25 protein-coding genes are annotated in these 25817 nt (G+C 73.0%); 16 read left to right on the forward strand and 9 right to left on the reverse strand.

Annotation, left to right across the window (positions count from 1 at the left end; translation table 11 throughout):
- Positions 1–26: 26 nt before the first annotated feature.
- Complete coding sequence (locus AB0B14_RS27080; protein WP_357524854.1) at positions 27–1025, reverse strand: SDR family oxidoreductase; 999 nt, start codon at positions 1023–1025, stop codon at positions 27–29.
- Positions 1026–1248: 223 nt separating this feature from the next.
- Between AB0B14_RS27080 and AB0B14_RS27085 the strand changes: the two genes are divergently transcribed.
- Positions 1249–2448: a glycosyltransferase gene (locus AB0B14_RS27085; RefSeq protein ID WP_357066658.1), complete on the forward strand. Its 1200-nt coding sequence runs from the start codon at positions 1249–1251 to the stop codon at positions 2446–2448.
- Here AB0B14_RS27085 and AB0B14_RS27090 read toward each other — a convergent pair.
- From AB0B14_RS27090 to aroA, 4 genes are all read right to left on the reverse strand, one after another.
- Complete coding sequence (locus AB0B14_RS27090; protein WP_357524915.1) at positions 2406–3329, reverse strand: hypothetical protein; 924 nt, start codon at positions 3327–3329, stop codon at positions 2406–2408. The genes AB0B14_RS27085 and AB0B14_RS27090 overlap by 43 nt on opposite strands.
- 59 nt (positions 3330–3388) lie before the next feature.
- The gene (gene hisN, locus AB0B14_RS27095; RefSeq protein WP_357066660.1) at positions 3389–4207 is read right to left on the reverse strand and encodes a histidinol-phosphatase; all 819 of its coding nucleotides are present in this window, start codon (positions 4205–4207) and stop codon (positions 3389–3391) included.
- A gap of 28 nt (positions 4208–4235) precedes the next feature.
- A complete protein-coding gene (rsgA, locus tag AB0B14_RS27100) occupies positions 4236–5246 on the reverse strand; it encodes a ribosome small subunit-dependent GTPase A (protein WP_357524917.1) in 1011 nt (336 codons plus the stop codon).
- A gap of 201 nt (positions 5247–5447) precedes the next feature.
- Positions 5448–6746 carry a 3-phosphoshikimate 1-carboxyvinyltransferase gene (aroA, locus tag AB0B14_RS27105; RefSeq protein WP_357066663.1) on the reverse strand — a complete coding sequence of 433 codons (1299 nt, stop codon included), beginning with the start codon at positions 6744–6746 and terminating at the stop codon, positions 5448–5450.
- A gap of 102 nt (positions 6747–6848) precedes the next feature.
- Between aroA and AB0B14_RS27110 the strand changes: the two genes are divergently transcribed.
- From AB0B14_RS27110 to AB0B14_RS27140, 7 genes are all read left to right on the forward strand, one after another.
- Positions 6849–7559 carry an SOS response-associated peptidase gene (locus AB0B14_RS27110; RefSeq protein WP_357066664.1) on the forward strand — a complete coding sequence of 237 codons (711 nt, stop codon included), beginning with the start codon at positions 6849–6851 and terminating at the stop codon, positions 7557–7559.
- Between the two features lie 196 nt (positions 7560–7755).
- Entirely contained in the window at positions 7756–8148 is a 393-nt protein-coding gene (locus AB0B14_RS27115) for a WhiB family transcriptional regulator (protein WP_357066666.1), read from the forward strand.
- A gap of 51 nt (positions 8149–8199) precedes the next feature.
- Positions 8200–8817 (forward strand): alpha/beta family hydrolase, encoded by a 618-nt coding sequence (locus AB0B14_RS27120; protein WP_357066668.1) that lies wholly within the window; start codon positions 8200–8202, stop codon positions 8815–8817.
- A 235-nt stretch (positions 8818–9052) separates the two neighbouring features.
- Complete coding sequence (locus AB0B14_RS27125; protein ID WP_357066670.1) at positions 9053–9877, forward strand: sigma-70 family RNA polymerase sigma factor; 825 nt, start codon at positions 9053–9055, stop codon at positions 9875–9877.
- 1 nt (position 9878) lies between these two features.
- The gene (rsrA, locus tag AB0B14_RS27130) at positions 9879–10166 is read left to right on the forward strand and encodes a mycothiol system anti-sigma-R factor (RefSeq protein WP_030336658.1); all 288 of its coding nucleotides are present in this window, start codon (positions 9879–9881) and stop codon (positions 10164–10166) included.
- A 416-nt stretch (positions 10167–10582) separates the two neighbouring features.
- Positions 10583–10804, forward strand: a complete 222-nt coding sequence (locus AB0B14_RS27135) for a biotin/lipoyl-binding carrier protein (RefSeq protein ID WP_357067195.1) — start codon at positions 10583–10585, stop codon at positions 10802–10804.
- A 5-nt stretch (positions 10805–10809) separates the two neighbouring features.
- On the forward strand, positions 10810–11310 hold the full coding sequence (locus tag AB0B14_RS27140; protein WP_357524920.1) for a GNAT family N-acetyltransferase: 501 nt from the start codon (positions 10810–10812) through the stop codon (positions 11308–11310).
- A 37-nt stretch (positions 11311–11347) separates the two neighbouring features.
- Here AB0B14_RS27140 and AB0B14_RS27145 read toward each other — a convergent pair whose 3' ends face one another.
- Positions 11348–11923, reverse strand: coding sequence for a helix-turn-helix domain-containing protein (locus AB0B14_RS27145; RefSeq protein WP_357066675.1), 576 nt, complete (start codon positions 11921–11923; stop codon positions 11348–11350).
- Between the two features lie 112 nt (positions 11924–12035).
- Between AB0B14_RS27145 and AB0B14_RS27150 the strand changes: the two genes are divergently transcribed.
- Positions 12036–13622, forward strand: a complete 1587-nt coding sequence (locus tag AB0B14_RS27150) for an MDR family MFS transporter (protein WP_357524855.1) — start codon at positions 12036–12038, stop codon at positions 13620–13622.
- Positions 13623–13676: 54 nt separating this feature from the next.
- Here AB0B14_RS27150 and AB0B14_RS27155 read toward each other — a convergent pair whose 3' ends face one another.
- Positions 13677–15506: a tetratricopeptide repeat protein gene (locus AB0B14_RS27155; protein WP_357524857.1), complete on the reverse strand. Its 1830-nt coding sequence runs from the start codon at positions 15504–15506 to the stop codon at positions 13677–13679.
- Between the two features lie 185 nt (positions 15507–15691).
- Between AB0B14_RS27155 and AB0B14_RS27160 the strand changes: the two genes are divergently transcribed.
- Together AB0B14_RS27160 and AB0B14_RS27165 are read left to right on the forward strand one after the other, a co-directional pair.
- A complete protein-coding gene (locus tag AB0B14_RS27160; protein WP_357067197.1) occupies positions 15692–16723 on the forward strand; it encodes an SIS domain-containing protein in 1032 nt (343 codons plus the stop codon).
- Positions 16724–16753: 30 nt separating this feature from the next.
- Positions 16754–18346, forward strand: coding sequence for a histidine kinase N-terminal domain-containing protein (locus AB0B14_RS27165; protein ID WP_357524859.1), 1593 nt, complete (start codon positions 16754–16756; stop codon positions 18344–18346).
- Between the two features lie 163 nt (positions 18347–18509).
- Here the strand turns inward: AB0B14_RS27165 and AB0B14_RS27170 are convergent, their stop codons facing one another.
- Together AB0B14_RS27170 and AB0B14_RS27175 are read right to left on the reverse strand one after the other, a co-directional pair.
- Positions 18510–20015 (reverse strand): glycosyltransferase family 39 protein, encoded by a 1506-nt coding sequence (locus AB0B14_RS27170; RefSeq protein WP_357524861.1) that lies wholly within the window; start codon positions 20013–20015, stop codon positions 18510–18512.
- Between the two features lie 36 nt (positions 20016–20051).
- Positions 20052–21077, reverse strand: a complete 1026-nt coding sequence (locus AB0B14_RS27175) for an aldo/keto reductase family protein (protein ID WP_357066685.1) — start codon at positions 21075–21077, stop codon at positions 20052–20054.
- Between the two features lie 62 nt (positions 21078–21139).
- Between AB0B14_RS27175 and AB0B14_RS27180 the strand changes: the two genes are divergently transcribed.
- From AB0B14_RS27180 to AB0B14_RS27200, 5 genes are all read left to right on the forward strand, one after another.
- On the forward strand, positions 21140–22051 hold the full coding sequence (locus AB0B14_RS27180; protein ID WP_357524863.1) for an ArsR family transcriptional regulator: 912 nt from the start codon (positions 21140–21142) through the stop codon (positions 22049–22051).
- 293 nt (positions 22052–22344) lie between these two features.
- Positions 22345–24057, forward strand: a complete 1713-nt coding sequence (locus AB0B14_RS27185) for a nitrite/sulfite reductase (protein ID WP_357066689.1) — start codon at positions 22345–22347, stop codon at positions 24055–24057.
- Complete coding sequence (locus AB0B14_RS27190) at positions 24054–24218, forward strand: hypothetical protein (RefSeq protein ID WP_357066691.1); 165 nt, start codon at positions 24054–24056, stop codon at positions 24216–24218. The genes AB0B14_RS27185 and AB0B14_RS27190 overlap by 4 nt, the downstream gene beginning before the upstream one ends.
- Positions 24215–24976 carry a phosphoadenylyl-sulfate reductase gene (locus tag AB0B14_RS27195; protein ID WP_357066693.1) on the forward strand — a complete coding sequence of 254 codons (762 nt, stop codon included), beginning with the start codon at positions 24215–24217 and terminating at the stop codon, positions 24974–24976. The genes AB0B14_RS27190 and AB0B14_RS27195 overlap by 4 nt, the downstream gene beginning before the upstream one ends.
- The gene (locus AB0B14_RS27200; RefSeq protein WP_357067199.1) at positions 24973–25770 is read left to right on the forward strand and encodes a CbiX/SirB N-terminal domain-containing protein; all 798 of its coding nucleotides are present in this window, start codon (positions 24973–24975) and stop codon (positions 25768–25770) included. The genes AB0B14_RS27195 and AB0B14_RS27200 overlap by 4 nt, the downstream gene beginning before the upstream one ends.
- The last annotated feature ends 47 nt before the right edge of the window (positions 25771–25817 follow it).

Consider the following 25817-nt stretch of genomic DNA (forward strand, 5'->3'; position numbering starts at 1 on the left):
CGCATTCGGGCGGTCGATGCCGCTCATCAGCGGACCAACCGGGAACGGCGGTTGATCGCCGCCATCGTGCCGACCGCGGTGCCGGCGGCGGCCAGGCCGAACGCGGCAGTCATCCGCACCAACTGACGCCGCCGACCGTGCCAGCCGCCGTCCCGTTGGGCCTGTGCGTCGGCGTGGAAGACGTTGCCGCTGCTGTCCACCCGCGCCCCCGGGCCGAACTGGGTGCGCTGGGCGTACCAGCCGAGGGTGCGCTCCACCAGCGCGGGCGCCAGCCGCCACTGGAGGCCGAGCAGGCGGGCCGCCCCGCCGGCGTACGCCTCGCGGCGGGGCCGGCGCAGCAGCCGCACGATGGTCTCGGCGACCACCTCCGGCGGATAGATCGGGGGTGGCGGCACCAGTTCGCGGCCGGTGTGGTTGGCCGCGTGCCGGAAGAACGGGGTGTCGATGGTGGCCGGCAGCACGGTGCAGACGGAGATCTGACCGCGGCCGGTGACCCGCAGCTCCTGTCGGACCGTGTCGGCCAGCCCGCGGATGCCGTGCTTGGTGGCGTTGTACGCCGACTGGTACGGCATGGCCACCTCGGCCAGCACCGAAGCGTTGTTGACGAGCACCCCGCCGCCGGCCGCGCTCAGGTACGGCAGTGCGGCCTTGATGCCGTGCACCGCGCCGAGCAGGTTGACCTCCAGCACCCGGCGGAACTCGGCGACCGGTATCTCGTCGAACAGACCCACCGCGCTCACCGCCGCGTTGTTCACCCAGGCGTCGATCCGGCCGAACTCGGCCGCCGCCCGATCGGCCAGCCGTCGCACCGACTCCAGGTCGGTCACGTCGGTCGGCACGACAAGCGCCTGACCGCCCAACTCGACGCAGCGCAGCGCGACCTGTCGGAGGGCCGCCTCGCTGCGGGCGGCCAGCACGACGGCCGCACCGCGGCGGGCCAACGCGTACGCGGTCGCCGCGCCGATCCCGCTGGACGCGCCAGTGATCACCACGGTCGAATCGTCGAGGCTGCGGGTCAGCGGCATTCCTCAGCGGTACCCCCACCCGGGCCTGGTCATGCAACGTACCCATTGTCGATCTTCGCAACCCGGCGGGCACGTGGCCACTGTGATTGTCGTGGCGCAAGCGTCGGTGGCACTCGCGGGGACTGTTCCCGATCTGCCAGGTTTCGACTCCGGCTCCCGAGGTTAATGGGACGCTCTGAAACGGGAGGACCACCGCCGAGGAAAGATCGCAGGGAGGTGACCCATGCGCGTCGGCCTCGTCTGCGCGCACGCCAGCTCGTACCGCCACGCCGACGGCCCACCGGTCGGCACCCGCCAGCACATCGCACGGGTCGCCGCCGAGTTGGCCGAGCGAGGCCATGACGTCCGGCTCTACGAGCGCCGGGACGCCCCAGGGCTGCCGGCGATCGCCGACATCGACGGCTACCAGGTGCACCAGGTGCCGGCCGGCCCGCCCAACCCGCTACCCACCGCCGAGCTCATCCCGCACGTGACCGAGTTCGGCCGCTGGCTGGCCGAGGATTGGTCCGGCGCCTGGCGGCCCGAGGTGGTGCACGGGCACTACTGGGTTGGTGGCCTGGCCGCCGCGCACGCCGTCCGGGAGACCGACATCCCGGTGGTGCAGACGTTCCACTCGCTCGGCGTCGAGCAGCTACGCCACCTGGGCGGCCACTACGGCGGGCCGGGGGAGCGGATCACGCTGGAACGCGCGCTGACCCGCGCGGTCGACATCGCCGTCGCCCAGTCGAACGACGAGGTCGACGAGTTGACCCGGATGGGTCTGCAACGCAGCTCGGTCGCGTTGGTGCCGGCCGGGGTGGACATCGAGCAGTTCCAACCCGACGGGGAGGCGGCACCGCGCGAGCAGCGGGCCCGGATCCTGTCGGTCGGCTCGCTCGCCGCCGGGCACGGCCAGGAGGACCTGATCCGGGCCATGCGACTGGTCGGTGACGCCGAGCTGGTGATCGCCGGTGGCCCGCCGGCCGACCAACTGGCCAACCACGCCGAGGCACGACGGCTGCGCGAGCTGGCCGAGCAGGTCGGCGTCGTCGACCAGGTACGCCTCGTCGGCGCGGTGCCGCACGACCAGATGGCTACCTGGTACCGCTCGGCGGACGTGGTCGCCTGCACGCCGCACTACTCCTCCGCCGGGCGGGTCTCGCTGGAGGCGATGGCCTGCGGTGTGCCGGTGATCGGCTATGCGATGGGTGGGCTGGCGGACGCCGTCGTCGACGAGGTCACCGGCCGCCTGGTGCCCCCCGGCGACGTACGGGCGCTCGGCGTCTCGCTGCGCCGGCTGCTCGCCGACAACGCCGGCCGGTTCGCGTACGGGCACGCCGCGGTGGACCGGGTGCGCAGCAGCTACACGTGGGAGCGCACCGCCGGCGCGTTGGAGCGCCTCTACGAGCGGGTGGTGAGTCGCCGCAAGCCGGTCGAGGCCTGAGCGGGCCGTTCGGGCGGCCCGGTGTCTGCGCCGGACCGCCCGACGACGACCACGCCCTGGTCGCGACGGTGCGCCAGCGCGCGCTGCTGCTGTGGCTCGGCGTAGCGGGTCAGCCCGATCACCGCGGCCAGGGTGACCAGGAAACCAGCCGCGGCCAACCACTCGCGCCCCGGCCAGATCTTGTCGTTGAGCAGCAGCAGACCGACGATCGCGGCCGGCACCGCGCCGGCGGCGTCCATCGCGGCGACCGCGGCGGTCGTCGAACCGCGCTGCATGGCCAGCCCGAGCAGGAGCTGACCGACGATCGAGTGGGCGATCAGCAGGTAGAACAGCGGGTGGGAGAGGAACGCCTCGGCGGACGACGCGGACGCCAGTGGCCGGGCGGCGACCGCCGCGGAGCTGAACGCCAACCCGGCCAGCGAGCCGAGGGCCACCGAGCCGGGTGCACCGTGCAGCCGGACGGCGAAGACCCCGAGCACCGCGATGACACCGAGCGCCACCAGCAGGGCGATCGAGCCAGCGGTGCCGAGCTGCTTCGACGGCGCCGGGCGGGCGGCCAGCACCAGGGCGGTGATCCCGGCGAAGAGCAGGGCCAACAGCACCACCTCCGCCACCGGCAGCCGCCACTTGAGCACCAGCACGCCGAGGATGGCGGTCACCCCGAGCCCGGCCGCGACGCTCGCCTGCACCAGGAACAGCGGCAGGTCCCGTCGGGCCAGGAAGGCGAGCACGAACCCGCCGATCTGGCAGCCCAGGCCGACCAGGTACGTCCGGTGCCCGGCGAGACGCAGCAGCAGGCCCGGGTCGAAGGTGTGGTGGACCGTGGTGCGGGCCGCGGCTACCGACTGGAGCAGGTTGGCGAAGCCGTACGCGACGATCATCGCCGCGAGGAAGCACCAACCGGAGGAGACCACCTGGCGAGGATAGAGGTTGGCGACGGTCAGCGCTCGGCTGGACGATCGAGCCGGGTGAGGATGTCGGTGTGCAGCACACCGTTGGTGGCCACCACGCTGCTCTCGGTGCCCGGTGTGCCGGTCGGGGCCGGCCGACCGGACAGATCCGTGGCCGTGCCACCCGCCTCGGTGATGATCGGCACCAGCGCCGCCACGTCCCACAGTGACAGCTCCGGCTCCACCATCACCTCCAGTGCGCCCTCGGCCAGCAGCATGTAGCCGTAGAAGTCGCCGTACGCCCGGCTGCGCCAGGTGGCCCGCATCAGGTCGAGCATCGCGTCGAGCCGGCCGGCGCGCTCCCACCCCTCCAGCGACGAGTAGCAGAGGCTGGCGTCCGCGAGGTCGCGCACCGCGGACACCCCGATCCGCGCGCCGGTGGCGGGGCCGGGACCGGCGTACGCGCCCGCGCCCGCGCTCGCCCACCAGCGCCGGCCCAGCGCCGGTGCGGACACCACACCGACCGCCGGCAGGTCACCGTCGTAGAGCGCGATCAGGGTGGCCCAGACCGGCACGCCACGGACGAAGTTCTTGGTGCCGTCGATCGGATCGATGATCCAGCGGCGGCCGTCCGGGTCGCTGGCCGGCTGTGCGCCGTACTCCTCGCCGAGCAGCCCGTCGGTCGGCCGGTGCTCGGCCAGCAGGGCGCGGATCTCCCGCTCGACGGCGGTGTCCGCGTCCGAGACGGGGGTCAGGTCGGGCTTCGCCTCCACCCGTAGGTCGAGCGCGCGGAACCGGGCCGTGGAGATGGCATCGGCCCGGTCGGCGAGCAGGTGGGCGAGGGCGAGGTCGTCGGCGTACCCGGTCATGCCGGCAACCTAGCCGACGCCCGCCGGGTCACTCGTCGGGCCCGCGCCGGTCACCCTCGCCGGGCCCCCGCTGGTCACTCTCGCCGCGCGAGTCGCCCTCGCCGGCCCGGGAGGCGAGCAACCGGCGGTACGAGGCCAGCCGGCGCGGGTCGGCCTTGCCGGCGGCCACCCAGGCGTCCAGCCCGCAGGCGGCCTCGTCGGCGGTGTGCTGGCAGTTGGGCGGGCAGTCGACGGTGCCCTCGACCAGGTCGGGGAAGCCGTGCAACAGGCTGTCGGCCGAGACGTGCGCCAGCCCGAAACTGCGGATCCCGGGAGTGTCGATGATCCAACCGGGATCGGTGTCGACGCCGGGCACCGGTGGCAGCCGCAGCGCCACCGCGCTGGTGGAGGTGTGCCGGCCACGGCCGATCGCGCTGACCACGCCGACCGCGCGCAGCGCGTCCGGGACGAGGCGGTTGACGAGTGTCGACTTGCCCACCCCGGAGTGCCCGACCAGCACCGACACCTTGCCGCTGAGCAACGCGCGGAGCGCGCCCAGGTCGGTGTCGGGACGGTTGAGCACGTACGGCAGCTCCAGCTCGGTGTAGTAGCCGAGCACCTCCTCCGGCCCGGCCAGGTCGGCCTTGGTGAGGCAGAGCAGCGGCTCGACGTCCGCGTCGTACGCGGCCACCAGGCACCGGTCGATGAACCCGGTGCGCGGCGGCGGGTCGGCCAGCGCGCTGACGATCACCAGCTGGTCGGCGTTGGCCACCACCACCCGTTCCAACCGGCCCTCGGCGGTGGTCTCGTCGTCGTCGGCGGTGCGGCGCAGCACCGAGCGGCGCTCGGCGATCCGGACGATGCGGGCGAGAGCGCCCTCCGCCCCGGACGTGTCCCCGACCAGGCTGACCCGGTCGCCCACCACCACCGACTTGCGGCCCAGCTCGCGGGCCCGCATCGCGGTCACCGTGGGCAGCTCGGCCCCCACCACGCCGCGCTCGGCACCGGCGAGCACGCACTGGTAGCGCCCCCGGTCGACGGCGATGACGAAGCCGTCCACCGCGTCGTTGTGCTGCGGGCGGGTGCGCGTACGCGGGCGCGACGACTTCCCGGGCCGGACCCGTACGTCGTCCTCGTCGTACTCCCGCCGTTTGGTCGCCAGGACCTGTCCTCTTCTCGCGTCAGCTCTTAGTGAGCGTCCGGAAACCCCGCAGCGGCTGCGGCTGGACTCCGCCTCGCTCGCCACCGGGTTTCCGGACGCTCACTTTCCGGTCACCATCGCTGACCATAGTGCCGGGAACTCGGGCATGGTCTTGGAGGTACAACCCACGTCGTCGACCTCGATGCCGGGAACGGCGAGCCCGGCCACCGCGGCGGCGTGCGCCATCCGGTGGTCGTGGTAGGTGCGGAACATCCCGCCGCGCAGCGGCCGGGGCCGGATCTCCAGCCCGTCCGGTGCCTCGGTGACGTCCGCCCCGAGCGCGGTGAACTCGCGCGCGAGCGCGGCGAGCCGGTCGGTCTCGTGGCCGCGGATGTGCCCGACGCCGGTGAACACCGACGGCGAGTCGGCAAGCATGGCCAACGCGGTCAGCGCCGGGGTCAGCTCGCTGACGTCGGAGAGGTCGGCGGTCAGGCCGTGCACCACACCGGTGCCGCGCACGGTCAGCCCGGTGGTGGAGAGGGTGACCTCGCCGCCCATCCGCTGCAGCAGCGAGCGGAGCTGCTCGACCGGCTGGGCGCTGCTGTGCGGCCAACCCTGCAGGGTCACCTCGCCACCGGTGACCAGGGCGGCGGCGAAGAACGGCACGGCGCCGGAGAGGTCCGGCTCGATGTCCCAGCCGCGCCCGGTGAGCGGGCCGGGCTCGACGGCCCACACGTCGGGGGTGTTGTCGTCGACCGCCGCGCCGGCGGCCCGCAGCATCCGCACCGTCATCCGCAGGTGCGGCGCGGAGGGCACCGGCGGGCCGACGTGGCGGACCACGACGCCCCGGTCGAAACGCGGGGCGGCCAGCAGCAACGCGGAGACGAACTGGCTGGACACGGACGCGTCGAGCACCACCTCCCCGCCGGTGACCCCACCGGTGCCGAACACGGTCAGCGGCAGGCTGCCGGTGCCGGGGACGTCGATCCGGACGCCCAGCGAGCGCAGTGCGCCGACCAGTGGGCCGAGCGGCCGGGTGCGCGCGTACGGGTCGCCGTCGAAGGTGACCTGCCCGTCGGCCAGGCCCGCCACCGGTGGCACGAAGCGCATCACGGTGCCGGCCAGCCCCACGTCGACGTGGGCGGGGCCGGCGAGCGGGTGCGGCCGGACCAGCCAGCGCTCCTCGTCGCTGATCGACACGTGCGCGCCCATCGCCCGCAGGCCGGCGGCCATCAACTCGGTGTCCCGGGCACGCAGCGGCCGGGCCAGCGTCGACGGCCCGGCGGCCAGCGCGCTGAGCACCAGGGCGCGCGCGGTCATCGATTTGGAACCGGGCAGGCGCAGCGTCGTCGACACCGGGTCGGATGCCGTCGGTGCGGTCCACGGCTGTGGCGGCCGGGTCGCGGTCAGATTCCCCACGGTTACATTCTGCCGCGTCGGCCGGTCGGCGGCGGGAGGCGGTGGTCGTACTCCCGCTTGGCGGGACAGCCGACGGGGCCCCGACGCGTTAGCGTGTGGCCCATGTGCGGCAGGTACGCGACGACTCGGAGCTCCGGCGAGCTGAGCGCGCTGTTCGAGTCGTCCGACGACTCCGACGGCCCGCTCCGACCCGATTACAACGTCGCGCCGACCGACCAGGTGCCGCTGGTCCGGGTCAGCCCCGAGGGGCACCGCAGCCTCTGTCTCGGTCGCTGGGGTCTGCTGCCGCACTGGTCCCGGTCTCCCGCCGGGGCAGCCCGCATGATCAACGCGCGGGCGGAGACGGTGGCCACCAGCCGGGCGTACGCCGGGTCGTTCTCCCGGCGTCGCTGTCTGGTCCCGGCCGACGGCTGGTACGAGTGGGTCCGTCGGCCCGACGGCGGGCGGCAGGCCTACTTCATGACCCCCCGCGACGGCTCGGTGCTCGCGCTGGCCGGCATCTGGTCGGTCTGGGAGTCCGACGCCGAGACCCGGCTCACCTTCAGCGTGCTGACCACCGCGGCGCTCGGCGACCTGGCCGAGGTGCACGACCGGATGCCGGTGCTGCTGCCGCCCGAGCGGTGGTCGTCGTGGCTGGCGCCGACCGACGAGCCGGAGCGGCTGCTCGTGCCGGCGTCGGCGGAGTGGCTCGCCGGTCTGGAGATCCGCCCGGTCGGGGCCGCGGTGGGCGACGTCCGCAATGACGGGCCGCAGTTGACCGCCCGGGTGTCGGTGGCGCCGACGGTGACGCCACAGGAGCTGACCCTGTTCTGAGATCGGCGCACATCGTCGGGCGCCGATTTGCCAGGGTTGCGCGCGATTCGTCTCCCGGCTGTTCAGTCATGTTCCCGGCAGACCCTTGTCCCGGTGTTGTGAAGTGCGATAGAACACAGCGCCGGTAGTGACCGTCGATTCGCACGGGGCGAACGACGTTCACTGATCTTGCCGGTCCCACGGGGGAGGTGGGTGGATGACACGGGCGCGTATGCCACGCCCGCACGAGGTGGCTGCGGCGCGGCGAGATCCGCGACTGCTGCGGGCCGTGCGGGATCGACGACAGGACGACGCGTGGCGCACCAGAGGCACCTGTCAGAGCGTCGATCCGGAGACGTTCTTTCCGGCACCGAACGAGCCGGCGGACGCCGCCGTCGCGCTGTGCCGCAGTTGCGACGTGCAGGGGTCCTGTTTGGCCTGGGCCCTCGACGTCGGTGACTGCCACGGCGTCTGGGGTGCCACCACACCCCGCGAGCGGCGGGCGATGCTTGTTGCGTGGCGTGGCGAGGTCGATCCGGACCCGGACGCCGTCGACGACGCCGGCCCGCCGGTGCGGGATCGCCTGCTCACCCTGGTCCCGTTGAGCTGATCGGCCACCCGGCCCGCACCCGCCGCCGACCAGGCGGCGCAGAATGGGTCGGTGCTGCCCAGCGACGAGATCGACACTCCGCGCGGCTCGGCGCGGGTCGACACCGACCTGCCGACCCGTCGGGCCACCGCGCTGCTCGTGCTCGGGCACGGCGCGGGCGGCAGCGTCGACGCCCCTGACCTGCTCGCGGTCCGGGACGCGTCGGTCGCGGCCGGCCTGGCGGTGGTCCGGGTGACCCAGCCCTACCGGGTCGCCGGTCGACGTGCGCCGGCACCGGCGGGTCACCTCGACGAGGCCTGGACGGCGGTGCTCGCCGTGCTGCGAGAGAGGCACGCCGACGTGCCGACGATCCTGGTCGGTGGTCGCTCCAGTGGCGCTCGGGTGGCCTGCCGCACGGCCCGTGCGGTGGGTGCGGCCGGCGTGGTCGCGTTGGCCTTCCCGCTGCACCCACCCGGGCGGCCGGAGCGCTCGCGCGCCGCCGAACTGGCCACCGGCCTGCCGACGCTTGTCGTCAACGGAGACCGGGACCCGTTCGGGACACCGGAGCCGGGGCCGACCGTGCAGGTGGTGACCCGTCCTGGGGAGACGCACGACCTGCGGCGGGATCCGGCCGCCACCGCCGCCCTCGTCCGGGCCTGGCTGGGCGCCCAGGGCTGGGCACCCAACTGATCCGGCCGACCCCGGCGCGCCCGGACGACCGTTTCCGCTGCCCGGCGCGGGTCGTTGCATCCGATGGTGCCGCCGGCCCGATCCGGACCGGCGACACCAGTCCTCCCAGGCCCTTCCTGGTCCCAGCGCCGGCCGCCGTCGGGGCCGGGACCAGGAACGGGAGGTCAGCCGGAATGCCCCGGTGGTCATCTCGCGTTACAAACCCCGGACGAGTTTTCTGCGAGGGGGGTGACCGGTGCCAACCGAGACACGAAGCCTGGAACGGGACGGACGGGACGCCCGGCAGCTGAAGCGGCTGCTGGATGGCCCGGAATGGCCCGCGACGGCGGGACCGGGCGGGGTGGGTGCGGTGAGCACGGGCACACCGGCCGGAAGTGAATCTGCGGGCAGGTCCGTGCGCGTATCCTCGGCGGGAAAGCATCCGACGCGAGGGGATGTGCGGTTGACCACCGAGAAGACGGACGAGCGCAGGGCCCGATTCGAGCGGGACGCGATGCCATTCGTCGATCAGCTCTACGCTGCTGGGCTGCGGATGACACGCAACCCGGCGGATGCCGAGGACCTGGTCCAGGAGACCTACCTGAAGGCGTACGCGGCCTTCCACCAGTTCGAGCAGGGCACGAACCTGAAGGCCTGGCTCTACCGGATCCTGACCAACACCTACATCAACTCCTACCGCAAGCGGCAGCGCCAGCCGATCCAGGCGCCCACCGAGGAGATCACCGACTGGCAGCTCGCCGAGGCCGAGTCGCACACCTCCAGTGGGCTGCGCTCGGCCGAGACCGAGGCGCTTGACCGACTGCCGGACAGCGACGTCAAGGAAGCCCTCCAGCAGTTGCCGGAGGAGTTCCGGCTGGCCGTCTACCTGACCGATGTCGAGGGCTTCTCGTACAAGGAGGTCGCCGACATCATGGGTACGCCGATCGGCACGGTGATGTCGCGTCTGCACCGGGGGCGTCGTAATCTGCGCAAGTTGCTTGAGCGCTACGCCGGGGAGCGGGGCTTCAGTGCGGCCCGCTCGTCGAAGGGCTCGACCGCCGCCGCCGGCCGGGAGGTGTGACGTGAGCTGTGGGGAGCCGCACGAGACGGATTGCCGCGAGGTGCTCGCGGAGGTCTACCTCTACCTGGATCTCGAGTGCGCCGACGAGCGGCGCTCGCTGATCCGGCACCACCTGGACGAGTGCGGGCCCTGCCTGCGCGAGTACGGGCTGGAGCAGGAGGTGCGGGCGTTGGTCGCTCGTTGCTGCGGCAACGAGACCGCGCCGGACGAGCTGCGCGAGCGCCTGCGGGTCAAGCTGACCGAGCTGGTGGTGTTCGAGACCAGTGACTCCCGCGAGCTGGCCGACTGAGCGTCGGCGCGGCACAGTGTCAAGACCGGTGGCCCGGGTCGATGTCGACCCGGGCCACCGGTGTGTCCGGCGTCGGCCGGGTCCAGCTGATCGGCGACGGGCCGCCGGCCCGTCGACCCGTTCAGGAGTTGGGACGCTTGCCGTGGTTCGCGGCGCTCTTCTTACGAGCCTTCTTCTTCCGGGACTTCTTCGCCATGCTGACCTCCTCGTGTTGGGGCGGATCCGTGCTGCCCACGACCTCGGCGCCGGTGCACCCACCGGCGGCCCGGCAACGGGTCCGACCCGCTGATGGTAGTGCGGTCGGCACCCGTCGCCTTCCCCAGGGCGGGTGCGCTATCCGACGAGGCCGCTGCGCACCCGGGGCCGGTGGCCGCATGATTGGATACGTCGGCAGGCACATCGCGAAAAGGGAGGGCCTGGACATGGCCGAGGAGATCCGCGCCGAGATGGTGGCCAACGTCTGGAAGGTCGTCGCCACGGCAGGTGACACGGTGACCGAGGGCGACACCCTGGTGATCCTCGAGTCGATGAAGATGGAGATCCCGGTCGTCGCCGAGTCCGACGGTGTGCTCGAACAGCTCGTGGTCCACGAGGGCGACGTCGTGCAGGACGGCGATCTCATCGCGGTGATTGCTTGACCGGGATGCGGGTCCGTCGGGCCGAGCCGGCCGACTTCCCGGCGGTGGCCCGGCTGACCGTGGCCGCGTACGAGGCGGACGGCCAGCTCAAGGACGAGCACTGGTATGCCGAGGTGCTTGTCGACGTGTCGAGCCGGGCCACCAGCGGCGAGGTGCTGGTCGCGGTCGACGAGGTGACCGGGGCGGTGCTCGGCTCGGTGACCTTCGCGCTGCCGGGCACCCCGTTCGCCGAGCTGTGCGGGCCGGGCGAGGCGGAGTTCCGGATGCTCGCGGTCGACCCGGGCATGCAGGGGCGGGGCGTCGGTGCGGCCCTGGTCGAGGCCTGTGTCGCCCGTGCGACCGAGTTGGGTTGCACGGCGGTGGTGATCTGCGTACGGGCCGGAATGGCCGATCCGGCGCACCGGCTCTACACGCGGCGCGGGTTCGTCCGCGCGCCGGAGAAGGACTGGGCGCCGACGCCGGGCGTGCAGCTGCTCGGCCTGCGCCTGGAGTTGACGCGCGGCTGAGCCGCCGACCGTCGAGCCCGGGTCGCGACCGCCCGGATCAGGCGTCGAGCCGCGTGCCGATGGCGGCCAGCAGCTCGTCGGCCACCTCCAGGGCGAGCTTGCGGCGTTCGTCGTCACTGATGTGGGGCGCGCGGACGGCGAACCAGCTCGTGTGCACCGCGAAGATCGACAGCGCGGCGCGAAGTTGGGCGGCGGGGGAGTCGTCGCCCCGGCAGAGCGCGTCGGCTAGATCCAACATCCGACCGCGCATCTGTTGGCCGGCGGAGAGGCTCTTGAGCGCGGTCTGGTTCTGCTCGAAGAAGCGCATCACCGACGGCTGGGTCCCGTCGAACATCGTGTCGGCGTACCGGGAGATCAGCTCGCGCCGGGTGTCCAGGGTGGCGGGCTGGGTGGCGGCCCAGGCGATCAGCGCGTCCATCCCCTCCAGCCGGTCCTCGACGAAGCTGGCGACGATGTCGTCCTTGCTCTTGAAGTGGTAGTAGAGCGCGGCCTTCGTCACATTGAGGCGCTCGGCGATCTCCCGTAGCGAGGTCTTCTCGTACCCCTGCTCGGTGAAGAGCTCGAGCGCGACGGCCTTGATCCGCTCCCGCGTCCCGCCTGTGCTCTCCCTCACCCACGCCCTCCAATTGACTTGACCGTTGCTTCCTACCCAACTTACCGTGCGGCTAGTAAGGTGACTAGCCGGGCGGCAAGTAAGTATGGCAATTCTCAGGGGGAGCTTACCCATGACTCAGGCAACCCAGACCGGCGTGCGACCCAACAACATCCGGGTCGTGCTGTTCGGGCTGATGATCGCGATGATGCTCGCGATGCTCGACAACATGATCGTCAGCACCGCGCTGCCGCGGATCGTCGGCGAGTTCGGCGGCCTCAACCACTTCACCTGGGTGGTTACCGCGTACGTCCTGGGCACCACCGTCTCGACCCCGATCTGGGGCAAGCTCGGTGACCTGTACGGCCGCAAGTCGGTCTTCCTGACCTCGGTGGTCACCTTCCTCGTCGGTTCCGCCCTCTGCGGCATGGCCGGCTCCGGGATGCTCGGCGGCCCGGAGGACGGCATGGTCCAGCTCATCGCCTTCCGTGCCGTGCAGGGCCTCGGCGCCGGTGGGCTCATGGTCGGCGTGATGGCGATCATCGGTGACCTGGTCCCGCCCCGCGAGCGTGGGCGCTACCAGGGCATGATCGCCGGCATCATGGCCATCGCCATGGTCGCCGGCCCGCTGGCCGGTGGCTTCATCACCGACCACCTGTCCTGGCGGTGGGCGTTCTACGTGAACCTGCCGCTGGGTGGGATCGCGCTGCTCGTTCTGATCACCACGATGCACCTGCCGAAGTACCGCACCGAGCACCGGATCGACTGGCTCGGCGCCGGGCTGCTGTCGGTCGGCATCACCGCGATCGTGCTCATCACCACCTGGGGCGGCAACGAGTACGACTGGACCTCGCCGCAGATCCTCGGCCTGGCCGTGCTGGGCGTGCTCACGTTGGTGGCGTTCGGCCTGGTGGAACGCCGCGTCCAGGAGCCGATCCTCCCGTTGGCGCTCTTCGCCAACCGCAACTTCGCGCTGATCTCGGTGATCGGTTTCCTGCTCGGCTTCGCGATGTTCGGCGCGATGAACTTCCTGCCGCTCTACCAGCAGACCGTCCAGGGAGCGTCGGCGACCAACAGTGGTCTGCTGCTGTTGCCCCTGATGTTCGGCATGCTCGTCGTCTCGCTTGTCATCGGCCGGGCGATCACCAAGAACGGCAGGTACCGGGCGTACCCGATCATCGGTGGCGTCGTGATGACCGCGGGCATGGCGCTGCTGTCCATGCTCGACACCGACACCAGCAAGCTGATGTCCTCGCTGTACATGGTCGTGCTCGGCGTCGGCATGGGCTTCCTGATGCAGACGTCGATGCTGATCGCGCAGAACAGCGTCGAGCAGAAGGACCTCGGCGCGGCGAGCGGCGCGGCGACGTTCTTCCGGTCGATCGGCGGCTCGTTCGGCATCTCGCTGTTCGGCGCGATCTTCGCCAACCGGCTGGCCGACTCCGCCGCGGGCGCGGCCTTCGGTGGCGAGTCCGGCGGCAGCATGGACCTGGAGAAGCTCAAGCAGCTGCCGGCCCAGGCGCGTGAGCTGGTGCTCGGCGGTCTCTCCGACGCGATCTCGCACGTGTTCCTGTGGGCGGTGGTGTTCACCATCGCGATCCCGGTGCTCGCCTGGTTCATCAAGGAGATCCCGCTGCGCACCGCCAACGAGGCGCCGCCGCAGGCCACTCCGGAGGAGGACGCCGAGGTCGCCCTCGGCAAGGCGGCCCCGGTCGCCTGACCCACAACTGTGCCGACGCGCCGCGTCGTCCCCCTCGGGGGCGGCGCGGCGCGTTCAGTCGCGGCGGGTCAGGCGTTGCCAGAGGCGGCGGAAGGGATTGCGGGGGCGGGGGAGGTTGGGGGATCGCGTGCCGAGCAATTGGGTGGCCAGCGCCGCGGTGGCCTTGTCCAGCTCCGGGACGGCGAGCGCCAGGTGGGCCAGCGAGGCGGCGATCGGGACCGGTCGGGCCCGCGCGACGTCGGCCGCGTCGGCGAGCCGCTCCGCCACCACCCGCGCCACGTCCGACCGCACCGAGGGGTCCACCCAGGCGGCCGTGACCAGGGCGAACAACGCCGCCTCGGTGACCCAGTCCTCGACGTCCCAGATCAGGTCGAGCAGTACGCGGCGTCGGGTCGACCCCTCCCACGGCTCGTCGGTGCGGTGGTGCAGCAGCCCCAGGCAGGCCCAGACCTGCACGCCACGGACCCAGATCGACGGGTCGTGGGCGGCCAGCAGTCGACCCACCGCGTTGGCCGGCGCCGCCGGCGGGTGCACCAGCAGGCCGAGCAGGTCCGTCACGTCGAGGCCGGCGAGACCCACCGCCGCGTCGTACGCCGCCGGTGGGTGCGGCCACGCCGGGTGGGCGAGCTGGCCGATCCGTTCGACAGCTGTCGCCGAGGGCGCCGGCAGCGCGGGCGTGGGAACGTTCTCCGCGTAGTGCCACAACCGCTGGGCGGACGCCCGCCGGGGCTCGCGCGGGTCCGGATCGGGCGTACCCACGACGTCGATCCGCAGCCCGGGGGCGGTGGACGTCGCCGTCCGGACGGCGCTGGGCGGGGCCGCGGCGGCCAGGCGTACGGCGTTGCCGGAACCGTTGTCGTCATCGGCCACCGCCTGACGCATGGCGTCGACGAGTGGGCCGCCGGCCGGGGTCAGTTGGCCGAGCCACGGCCGGCCTCGACAGCACTGGGCCAGGTCACCATGTTCGTGGCTGTCGTCGGGGTGGTCGCGTACGAAGTCGGCGAGCGCGACCAGGTGGGCCAGGTCGCCGTCGCGCAGGTGCCGCAGACGGTGGGCGGTGTGCACCGCGCAGTCGAACGACGGGTCGCGCGCCAGCGCCCGCTCGGTCCACTCCAGTGCCTCGTCGAGGCGGCCGATGTCGGCCAGGGTGCCGGCGATGTCCGCGTAGATCGCCAGGTCGTCGGGGTCCAGCTCGACGGCCCGACCGAGGGCGGCCAGGCCGTCGCGGGTCCGGCCGGCGCTGCGGTACGCGTACCCGAGCCAGACCTCGCCCATCTTCGAGGGTTGTGCGCGTACCCCTCGGGTGGCCCAGCGCACGGCCAGCGTGGCTTCGCCGAGACGCCGGGCCAGTGCGGACGCCGCACCGAGCAGCAGGCCGTGCTCGGGGTGAACGGTGACCGCGTTGCGGGCCAATGTGAGGTACGGCGTGAGGGCGCCCCGGTCGACCCGCGGCACCGGGTCGGGTAGCGCGGCGCAGACCTGCATGAGGACGCGGGCGATGTGCTCCGGGTTCAGCCGTTCGGCCAGCTCGGGGGCGGTGACCCAGGGCACTCCGGCCCACTCGGTGCCGGGCGCGTACGTGGTCGCCGCGGCCAGCAGCTCCAGCCCTTCGGCGGGACGGCCGGCGGTGGCGAGCAGATGGGCGCGGGCGACGACCGCGCCCACGAAGGTGTGGTGGTTGATCGGGAAGAGGTCGAGGCCACCGCCGCTCGCCGCGGCGAGCCGGGTCAGCGTCTCGTGCACCTCCGGGAGGGTGGGGGCCCGCGCCAGCGCGCCGGCGAGGTGGCCGGCGGCATGGTGCAGGTCACCCTCGTCGAGTGCCAGCCGGGCCAGCGCCAGCTCCTCCGTCACGGAGAGCGCGGGGTCGTCCGTTCCCTCGGGCACGTCGTCCTCTCGTCGCGGGGCTGGGTGCAACACGCCAAGCTTAGTTGATATTGAGATCAACTGGTGATCATCTGCGCACTCCTGCTCGTTCGATTACTGAGATACCGTTAAACGTGCAAGACTGAGCAAGAATCGCGCGGCAACCGCGCAGGGGAGGGGTTTCCGTGACACGTGCAGGGGCCGGCATGGCCGCCGACATCGACGAGCAGCCCGCTGGCTACGCCCGCCTGCTCTCGACCGCCAACGCCGCCGAGATCGCGCGGGTGGCGGCGGTCATCGCCGAACGTCGCCCCCGACACGTGGTCTTCACCGCCCGGGGCACCTCCGACCACGCGGCGCTCTACGGGGCGTACCTGACCGAGATCCGGCTCGGCCTGCCCGCCGGGCTCGCCTCGCCCAGCTCGGTCACCCTGTTCGGGGCCCGGCCCGACCTGTCCGACGCGCTCGTCGTGGGGGTCAGCCAGAGTGGCGGCTCGCCCGACCTGGCCGAGGTGTTGCGCGCCGCCCGCGCCACCGGGGCGCTGACCCTCGCGGTGACCAACGCGCCAGACTCGCCGCTGGCGGACGTGGCCGAGCTGAGCGTCGACATCGCCGCCGGGCACGAGCGGGCCGTGGCCGCCACCAAGACCTACACCGCCGAGCTGCTCGCCCTGCTGATGCTTGTGGAGGGGATCCGGGCCGGTGACGGCGTGCTCCCCGCGGCCGAACGGGAGGCGCTCGACGCGCTGCCCGAGCTGGCCGCCCGCACCCTCGCCGACGACACGCCGGCTCGGCTCGCGCCGCGCTACCGGTTCGCCCGCCAACTGGTCACCACCGGTCGGGGGTACGCCTACCCGACCGCCCGGGAGGCCGCGCTGAAGCTGATGGAGACCTCGTACCTGCCGGCGCTCGCCTTCTCCGGCGCCGACCTGCTGCACGGCCCGCTCGCGATGACCGACCCGGAGGTCCCGGTGCTCGCCGTGGTCGGCTCCGGGCCCGGTGGCCGCTCGATGGGTGAGGTGCTGCCCCGCCTCGGCGAGCGCCGCGCCGACGTCGTGGTGGTCGGCTCGGCCGACGTGCCCGGTGCCACCCGGCTGGCCGTCCCCGAGGTCGACGAACGGTACGCGCCACTGTTGGACATCCTGCCGTTGCAGCGGTTGGCGCTGGCCCTGGCGCTCACCCGGGGTGAGGACCCGGACGCGCCGCGCGGCTTGAAGAAGGTCACCGCGACGATGTGAGGCCCGGCGCGGCGTGGCACCCTGGTCACCGTGTCCACGCTGCGCGACCTCGCCGAGGAGCACACCCATCTCCGTCCGGCCGACATCGATCACCTGCACCGCATCGCCGGCGACTGGCAACTGCTCGGCGATCTCTCCTTCGCTGACCTGCTGCTCTGGGTGCCGGTCGACGCCGACGGCACCTTCCTGTGCGTCGCCCAGGTCCGCCCGACCACCGCACCGACCGCCTACCAGGATGACCAGGTGGGGCGGATCGTCGGCGGGCCGGAGGTGGCCCACCTGGGGGTGGCGTACTCCCAGGGCCGGATCTGGCGGGAGGGCGACCCGGTCTGGTATGGCGACGTGCCGGCCCGGCACGAGGCGATCCCGGTCCGGCTGCGGACCGCCGAGGGTGAGGCCGGCGAGGTGATCGCCGTGGTGGGTCGGGACACCAACCTCTCCACCGCCCGTACACCCAGCCAGCTGGAACTCAACTACCTGACCACCGCCGACGACCTGGCGCAGATGATCGCGGACGGCACGTTCCCGCCACCGCGGCACCCGGGCGAGACCACGTCGGCGCCCCGGGTCGGCGACGGCCTGGTCCGGCTCGACGCCGGCGGCAAGGTCACCTACGCCAGCCCGAACGCGCAGTCCGCGTACCGCCGACTGGGCTACGCCTCGCACCTGGTGGGCGAGGATCTGGCCGCGCTGCACCGCCGGCTCGCCGGCGATCCGCTGGACGGCACCGAGGCGGCGAACGGCATCCTGGCCGCGCTGCGCGGTGAGGCGCCGCCCCGACGGGAGATCGACGCACGCGGCGCCACGATGCTCACCCGGGCGCTGCCGCTGATGCCCGCCGGGGTGCCGATCGGCGCGCTGGTGCTGGTCCGCGACATCACCGAGGTTCGCCGCCGGGATCGAGCGCTGATCACCAAGGACGCCACGATCCGGGAGATCCACCACCGGGTGAAGAACAACCTCCAGACCGTCGCCGCGCTGCTGCGGTTGCAGGCCCGCCGGGTGTCCATGCCGGAGGCCCGCGTCGCGCTGGAGGAGTCGGTCCGCCGGGTCGCCTCGATCGCCCTGGTGCACGAGACGCTCTCCATGTCCAGTGACGAGGCGGTCGAGTTCGACGGCATCGTCGACCGGGTGGCCAGCGCGGCGACCGAGGTCGCGGCGACCGAGGTGAGCGTCGGCATGCGGCGGCGGGGCAGCTTCGGTGTGTTGCCGGCGGAGATCGCCACCTCCCTGGTGATGGTCCTCAACGAGTTGCTGCTCAACGCCGTCGAGCACGGCTTCCCGCCGGCCGACGAGGCGGAGGACGCTCTGACACCCGCCGCCTCGGGCATGGTGCCGGTCGCCGTTGCCGAGGTCGACCCGTCGGACCGGCCGGAGGTGGTGGTGTCGGCGCACCGGTTCCGCAAGATGCTGCACGTCTCGGTGACCGACAACGGGCGTGGGCTGCCACCGGACTTCGACGCCGAACGTGGCAGCCGGCTCGGTCTCCAGATCGTCCGGGCCCTGGTCACCGGGGAACTGCGCGGCACCATCGAGTTGCGTGCCGGCGCCACCGGTGGCACCGAGGCCGTGCTGGTCGTCCCGCTGGCCCGCAACGCCCACGACGGCCGCGCACCGGGCTGAGCCGCCTCCTGCCGGGCGGGTCCGTCCTGTGCCGGGCGGGAGACCGCCTGAGGGGGCGGGCACCAGAATGAGCCTGATGCCGGTGAGTCATCAAGATGACTCACCGGCATCACACTGATCGAGGCGGGTGGGCCGGGAGTCGGCCTGCCCGGTGTTGGTCGGGTCAGCGGTCGGGGCGGCTGGTCAGCAGGGCGACGGTGAGGCCGGGGCGCGGCCAGACCTGGGCGACGGTGAAGTCCGCCCGCAGGGCCTCGCCCTTGGGGCCGGTCACGGCGGACAGCGGCTCGGCGTGCCGACCGGACACAACGAGCCAGACCCGCGTCGTACCGGCCAGGCACTGCGCCGGTTGGGGGCACTCGGCGGCCCACAGGTCGCCCCGGCGGACCTCGTCCTCGGTGACCAGCACGTCGCGCGGTGGGTCGTCGAGGTGGTATTCGATGCCGAGATCGAGAAAGAGCCAGCTCTGCCGGGGGGAGTAGACCACCGCGTCGCCCGGCCGCTGGCCGTCGCCGATCACCCGGGCCGCACCCGCGTAGTCCACCGGCGCGCTGCGCGGCCACTCGTGGGTGCGCCGCAGCGCCGCCTGGTCGGGAAGGCCGAGCAGCCCGGCCAGCACCACCACGGCGAGCCCGGCCGGCACGGATACCGCGGCCACCGCCGCACCCGCCAGCAGGCAGGCGAAGGGCACCACGAAGACCAGGTACCGGGGCACCCACAGCGGTACGACCTCGCCGGCGGCGAAGAGCAGCAGCACGGGCAGCAGCACCGCGCTCACCGGCAGCACGGCACGCCGCCCGAGCCGGGCCGCACCCAGCGTGGCGACCCCGACCAGCAGGCCGCCCACCACGCTGCTCTGTGCCACCCCGCCGGGCAGCGCGGTCAGGTCGTCCAGGCGGACCAGGTGGACCCAGTTGAGCTGCCGGGACCGCTGCGCGCGGGCCTTGAGCAGCAGGGGGGCGACCAGCAGCGCGACCGGCACCACGGAGACCACCCACCGCCACACCCGCCGGTCCCGCGCGGCGTCATCCTGGTCCCGGCTGGCTACGCCGGCCGTGGCCGGGCCGCGCCACCAGGCGAGCAGGACGACCAGGCCGTGCGCGGCGAGCAGGGTGAGCGCGATCAGGTGGATGAGTCCGAGAGCGGCGACGGCGGCGGCGTACCCGGCCCAGCGGGCCCAACCCGGCCGGCGCAGTGCGGCCACCAGCAGCAGGGTGGCGAGCACCGCGAGCATGGTGGCCAGCGCGTACGGGCGGGCCTCCTGCCCGTAGCGGGACGTGCCGGGCAGGACCGCGAACAGCAGCCCGGCGAACAGGCCGGTGCGCCGGTCGACGAGCCGCGCGCCGAGCACGGCGAGCAACCCGGCCGCCACGGTCATCGCCAGCACGGCCGGTACGCGCAGGGCGATCGTGGAGTCGCCGACGAGCGCGGTCCAGCCGTGCATCAGCAGGTAGTACGGCCCGGTGGCGGCGTCGATGGTGCCGGCCAGCCGGGCCAGATCCGCGGGCGATCGGCTGGCCGCGCTCCAGGTCGCCAACTCGTCCCGCCAGAGCTGGGCGGAGCCCAACCCGGTCACGGTCACCGCCAGGGTCAGCAGCGCCGGGGCGAGCCAGACCGGTACGCGGCGCAGGTGCTCCCACGTCGCCCCGGTCGACTCGGACAATCTGCCCACGGTTCGAGCCTGCCACGACCGTGCCGTTCGTGGGCGTCAGCCGGCCGCAGGTGGTGGGCGCCAGGCGGGCGGCACGTCGTTCGGCCGGGCGGTCTTCGCCGGATCACGCTCGACGAGGTCGCCGAGCACGGTATCGATGCGCGCCATCAGCTCGTCGTCCAGCCGGACCGCGGTGGCGGCGGCCGTCTCGGCGAGCTGCGCGGGTCGGGACGCGCCGACGATCGCGCTGGCCACTGTCGGCCGGTGCAACACCCAGGCCACCGCCAACTGGGCCATCGTGCAGCCGGCGGCATCGGCGATCGGCCGGAGCTGGCGGACCCGGGAGAGCAGCAGATCCGAGGAGTAACGGGCGATGAACGACCCGCCGAAGCCGTCGGTGGCCCGGGAACCGGCGGGCGGGCGCTGGCCGGGCTCGTACTTGCCGGTCAGCACCCCCATGGCGAGCGGCGCCCAGGCGAGCAGACCCAACCCGAGTTCGGCGCTGGTGGGCACCACCTCGGCCTCTGGCACCCGCCACAGCATCGAGTACTGCGGCTGGTTGGCGATGAACGGGACGTGCAGGTCGGCGGCGAGCCGCAGGCCCGCACGCAGCTGCGCGGCGGTCCACTCGGAGGCGCCGACGTAGAGCACCTTGCCCTGGCGGACCAGGTCGGCGAAGGCGAGCATCGTCTCCTGAAGCGGCACGCTGTCGTCGTACCGGTGTGCCTGGTAGAGGTCGACGTAGTCGGTGCCCAGCCGACCCAGCGAGGCGTGGCAGCTCTCGATGATGTGCTTGCGGGACAGCCCGGAGTCGTTGGCGCCCGGCCCGACCGGCAGGTACACCTTCGTGCACAGCTCGATCGAGCTGCGCCGGACGCCGCTCAGTGCCCTGCCCAACGCCTCCTCGGCCCGCCCCTGGGCGTACCGGTCGGCGGTGTCGAAGGTGGTGATGCCCGCGTCCAGGGCGGCGGCCACGCACGCGGCCGCCGCGTCGTCGTCGAGCTGGTTGCCGTGGGTGACCCAGTTGCCGTACGCGACCGCGCTCACGCGCAGGCCCGACCGGCCGAGTTGCCTGTATTCCATTCCAGGATCCTCGGCCGGGCGCGCGCTGTCGCCGAACCGTTCGAACGTGGTCGAATCTGTCGGTGATCGAGGTTCGGTTCACGCCCGACGACCTGAGTCGCGTCCGATTCGTGCACTCGCCGCTGGCCGAGCTGGTGGCCAGTTCCTGGGCGCTGCGCAAGCCGGCGAAGTACTGGATGCACCGCCCGTGGCGGGAGCGTGCCGAGCGGCTGCTGCCCGGCGCGGGCCTGGAGCCGCTGCTGGCGGTGCTCCGGTCGTCCAACGGATACGTGCCGGACTTCCTCACCCCGATCGGGGTGGCACCGAACCTGGCGGCCGAGCTGCGGGCGGTCGCGAGCACCGACCCGAGGAGGGTACGGCGGCAGCTGGACCGGGCCGGCGCGCCCCGGCTGGCCCCGGACGAGTTGGTGGCGCAGCTACACCGGTACTTCTCCCTGCTGATCGCGCCGGACTGGCCCCGGCTGCGGGCGCTCGCGCTGGCCGACATCCGGCGGCGGACGCTCCTCGCCGCGGAACAGGGCGGGCGCACCCTGCTCCGCGGGCTGCACCCGCTGATCCGCTGGGACGGCGCGGCGCTGCGGGTCGCCGTCGGCGCCACCCGGCCGGCCGGTCCGGACGACCGCCCGTGGACGCTGCTGCCCACCTCGTTCTCCGGGCCGACGGTGCACGCGATCATGGAAGGGGACGCCGGTCCGGCCCTCTGCTATCCGCCCGCCGGTCTGGGCGGGCTGTGGGCCTCGCCGCCGCCCAGCGCCGCGCTCGGTGCGCTGCTCGGCAGCACGCGGGCGGCGGCGCTGTCCCTGCTCGACACACCGCTGAGCACCGGCGAGCTGGCCGCGATGTTGGGCCTCGCGGCGGCGACCGCGTCGCACCACCTCACCACACTGCGCGACAACGGCCTGGTCGTCGGCGTACGACAGGGGCGAGTGGTGCGCTATGCCCGAACTGTTCTCGGTGACCAACTCGTCGGCTAACCCCTGGTCCGTGATGTGGGATCCAGCACGTGGACATTGGCCGGGCCTCATGTCGTGTGGCAGCATGGTCGGCATGACCGCCGCTGTCGTCCGCCGCTTCGTGGCTCGTCGCCACGTCGATTACGGCCGCGTGCGCAGCGCGATCTGTCCGGCTTCCTGACGACGCCCGACCAATCTGTCTCGGGTGCGCTCCGCGCCGGCTGTCTCAGACACCGTTGTCCCGCCCGCTTCCGCCGGGCCGGCCGTCGCGCCCCGCCTGCTTCGAGGCACCGCAGACAACGGAGGACGCCGCGATGGCGGTCAGCAGCATCCCTGCCCGTTCCGAGGACCCGACGACCCGCCCGGCCCGGGCGCCGCGCCGGCCACGGGGTGAGGGTCAGTGGGCGCTCGGCCACCGCGAGCCCCTCAACCCCAACGAGCGGATCAAGAAGGACGACGACCCGCTCAACGTCCGGGCGCGTATCGAGAACATCTACGCGCACGGCGGCTTCGCCTCGATCGACCCGCAGGATCTGCGCGGGCGGTTCCGCTGGTGGGGCCTCTACACCCAGCGCAAGGCGGGCATCGACGGCGGGCGCACCGCCGTGCTGGAGCCGCACGAGCTGGAGGACGAGTTCTTCATGCTCCGGGTCCGCATCGACGGCGGTCAGCTCAGCCTGGCTCAGCTGCGGGTGATCGCGGACATCTCGCGTGAGTTCGGGCGGGACACCGCCGACATCACCGACCGGCAGAACATCCAGTACCACTGGATTCGGGTCGAGGACATGCCGGAGATCTGGCGCCGGTTGGAGTCGGTCGGCCTACAGACCACCGAGGCGTGCGGCGACTGCCCGCGGATCGTGCTGGGCAGCCCGGTCGCCGGGGTGGCCCGCGACGAGCTGCTCGACCCGACCCCGGCGATCGACGAGATCGTCTCCCGGTACGTGGGTGACAAGCAGTTCTCCAACCTGCCCCGCAAGTTCAAGACGTCCATCTCCTGGCTGGTGGACACCCCGTACGAGTCGAACGACATCGCCTTCCTCGGTGTCGACCACCCGGAGCACGGGCCCGGCTTCGACGTCTGGGTCGGCGGGGGTCTGTCCACCAACCCGATGCTCGCCAAGCGGCTCGGCGTCTGGGTGCCGCTGGCCGAGGTGCCGGACGTGTGGGCCGGGGTGGTCGGCATCTTCCGCGACTACGGCTACCGCCGCCTGCGCAACCGGGCCCGGCTGAAGTTCCTGGTGGCCGACTGGGGTGTGGAGCGCTTCCGCGAGGTCCTGGAGAAGGACTACCTCGGTCGTACGCTGCTCGACGGCCCGGCGCCGGTCCTGCCGTCGAAGCCGGTCGACCACGTGGGCGTGCACGAGCAGTCCGACGGGCGAAACTACGTCGGTGCCGCGCCGGTGGTGGGACGGGTCTCCGGCGGGCAGCTCGCCCAGCTGGCCGACGTGGTCGAGGCGCACGGCAGCGACCGGGTGCGGCTCACCCCGTACCAGAAGCTGCTGGTGCTCGACGTGCCGTCGGAGCGGACGGAGTCGCTTGTCGACGCGCTGCGCGGCATTGGCCTGGAGGCCCGGCCGTCAGCGTGGCGACGCGGCACGATGGCGTGCACCGGCATCGAGTACTGCAAGTTGGCAATCGTCGAGACGAAGGCCCGCGGCGAGGAGCTGGTGGCCCGGCTGGAGCAGCGGCTGCGTGACTTCGACGCGGACATCTCGATCCACATCAACGGCTGCCCCAACGCCTGCGCCCGCACCCAGGTGGCCGACATCGGGCTCAAGGGGCAGCTGGTGGTCGGTCCCGACGGCCGGCAGGTGGAGGGCTTCCAGGTGCATCTCGGCGGCGGGCTGGGCATGGCCCAGGGGCAGACGGCCGGCTTCGGTCGCAAGCTACGCGGGCTGAAGACCACCGCCGAGGAGCTTCCGGACTACGTGGAACGGCTGGCCACCCGCTACCTGGCCGGCCGGAGCGAGGGCGAGACCTTCGCCAACTGGGTGATCAGAGTCGACGAGGAGGCACTGCGGTGAGCAGCGAGAACCGAGCGGCACCTCTGTACTGCCCCTACTGCGGCGAGGAAGACCTGCGGCCGCACGAGGCGGGGCACGGCGCCTGGGAGTGCCACGCCTGCACCCGGGTCTTCTCGGTGAAGTTCACCGGGCTGCTCTCGCGGGCGGCGGTGACCCGATGAGTCTCGTCTCCGCAGCCAACCTGCGCCTGGTCGGTCCGGGTGCGACGACGAAGGCCGACCCGGCCCGCCGCGACCCGGACGAGCTGCGGGCGCTGGCCGAGCAGGCGGCTCGCGACCTGGAGGGCGCCCCGGCGCTGGAGATCGCCCGCTGGGCGGCGCAGACCTTCGGTGACCGGTTCTGCGTCACCAGCTCGATGGCCGACGCCGTGCTGGCCCACCTGGTGTCCCGGGTGGCCCCGGGTGTGGACGTGGTCTTCCTCGACACCGGCCTGCACTTCCCCGAGACGCTACGGGTCCGCGACGAGGTGGCCCGGACGCTCCCGGTGAACGTCCGGTCGATCCGTCCCCGGCTCACCGTCGGTCAGCAGGACGGCCAGTACGGCCCCCGGCTGTTCAACAAGTCGCCGGACGACTGCTGCCAGCTGCGCAAGGTGGAGCCACTGGAACGGGCGCTGACCGGGTACGACGCCTGGGCGGCGGGCCTGCGCCGGGACGAGTCGCCGACCCGGGCCAACACGCCGGTGGTGACCTTCGACGCGCGGCGCGGCAGGGTGAAGGTCAACCCGATCGCGGCGTGGTCGCAGAAGGATGTCGACGCCTACATCGCCCGCTTCAACGTGCCGGTGAACGAGCTGTTCAAGCAGGGGTACGGGTCGATCGGCTGCTGGCCGTGCACCCGGCGGACCAAGGCCGGCGAGGACGCGCGCGCCGGCCGGTGGGCCATGTTCGAGAAGACCGAGTGCGGGCTGCACGTCTGACCTCGCCGGCGACGGCCCCGACCGGCCCAGGGGCGGCCGGCGGGGCGGACCCGGTGGTGCTCGTCGCACACGGCAGTCGGGATCCGCGAGCGGCCGACGCCACCCGGGCACTGGCCCGGGCCGTGTCGGCGGCCCGGCCGGGCACCCCGGTGTCGGCGAGCTGGCTGGACCACACCGAGCCGGGGCCGACCGAGGTGCTGCGGGGGCTGGCGGCGGCCGGTCACCCGCGGGCGGTCCTGGTGCCGCTCCTGCTGACCGCCGCGTACCACCATCGGGTCGACATTCCGGCGGCGGTCACCGCGGCGGTGCGGGCCGGGTCACCGCTGGCGGTACGCGTGACCGACGTGCTCGGCCCGGCGGACGGGACTGTCGACCCGGGGCTGATGGCGGGGCTGCGCCGTCGGCTCGCGGAGGCGCGGCCGGGCCGCTTCGACGCGCTGGTGTTGGCGGCGGCGGGCACCAGGGACGCGCGGGCACGCCGCTCGGTGGGCCAGGTCGCGGACGCGCTCGGCGCGGAGTTCGGGGTGCCCTGCCGGGTGGCGTACGCCTCGGCGGCTCCACCGGCGGCCGGCGTGGCGGTGTCCCGGCTGCGGGCGGCCGGCGCACGGCGGGTCGCGGTGGCCGGGTACTTCCTGGCGCCGGGTTTGTTCCACGACGGGGTGACCGAGGCGGCTCGGGCGGCCGGTGCGGTGGCGGTGTCCGCCCCGTTGACCGACGCGCCGGAGCTGGTCGAGATGGTGCTGCGCCGGGTCGACGACGGGTCGTCCGGCCGTCTCATGGCGCCGGCGGGCTGAAAACCGGTACCGGACAGCGGTACGCCCCGGTGGGCGAACCCACCGGG

It is taken from the genome of Micromonospora sp. NPDC049171 (assembly GCF_040648275.1).
GTDB lineage: Bacteria > Actinomycetota > Actinomycetes > Mycobacteriales > Micromonosporaceae > Micromonospora.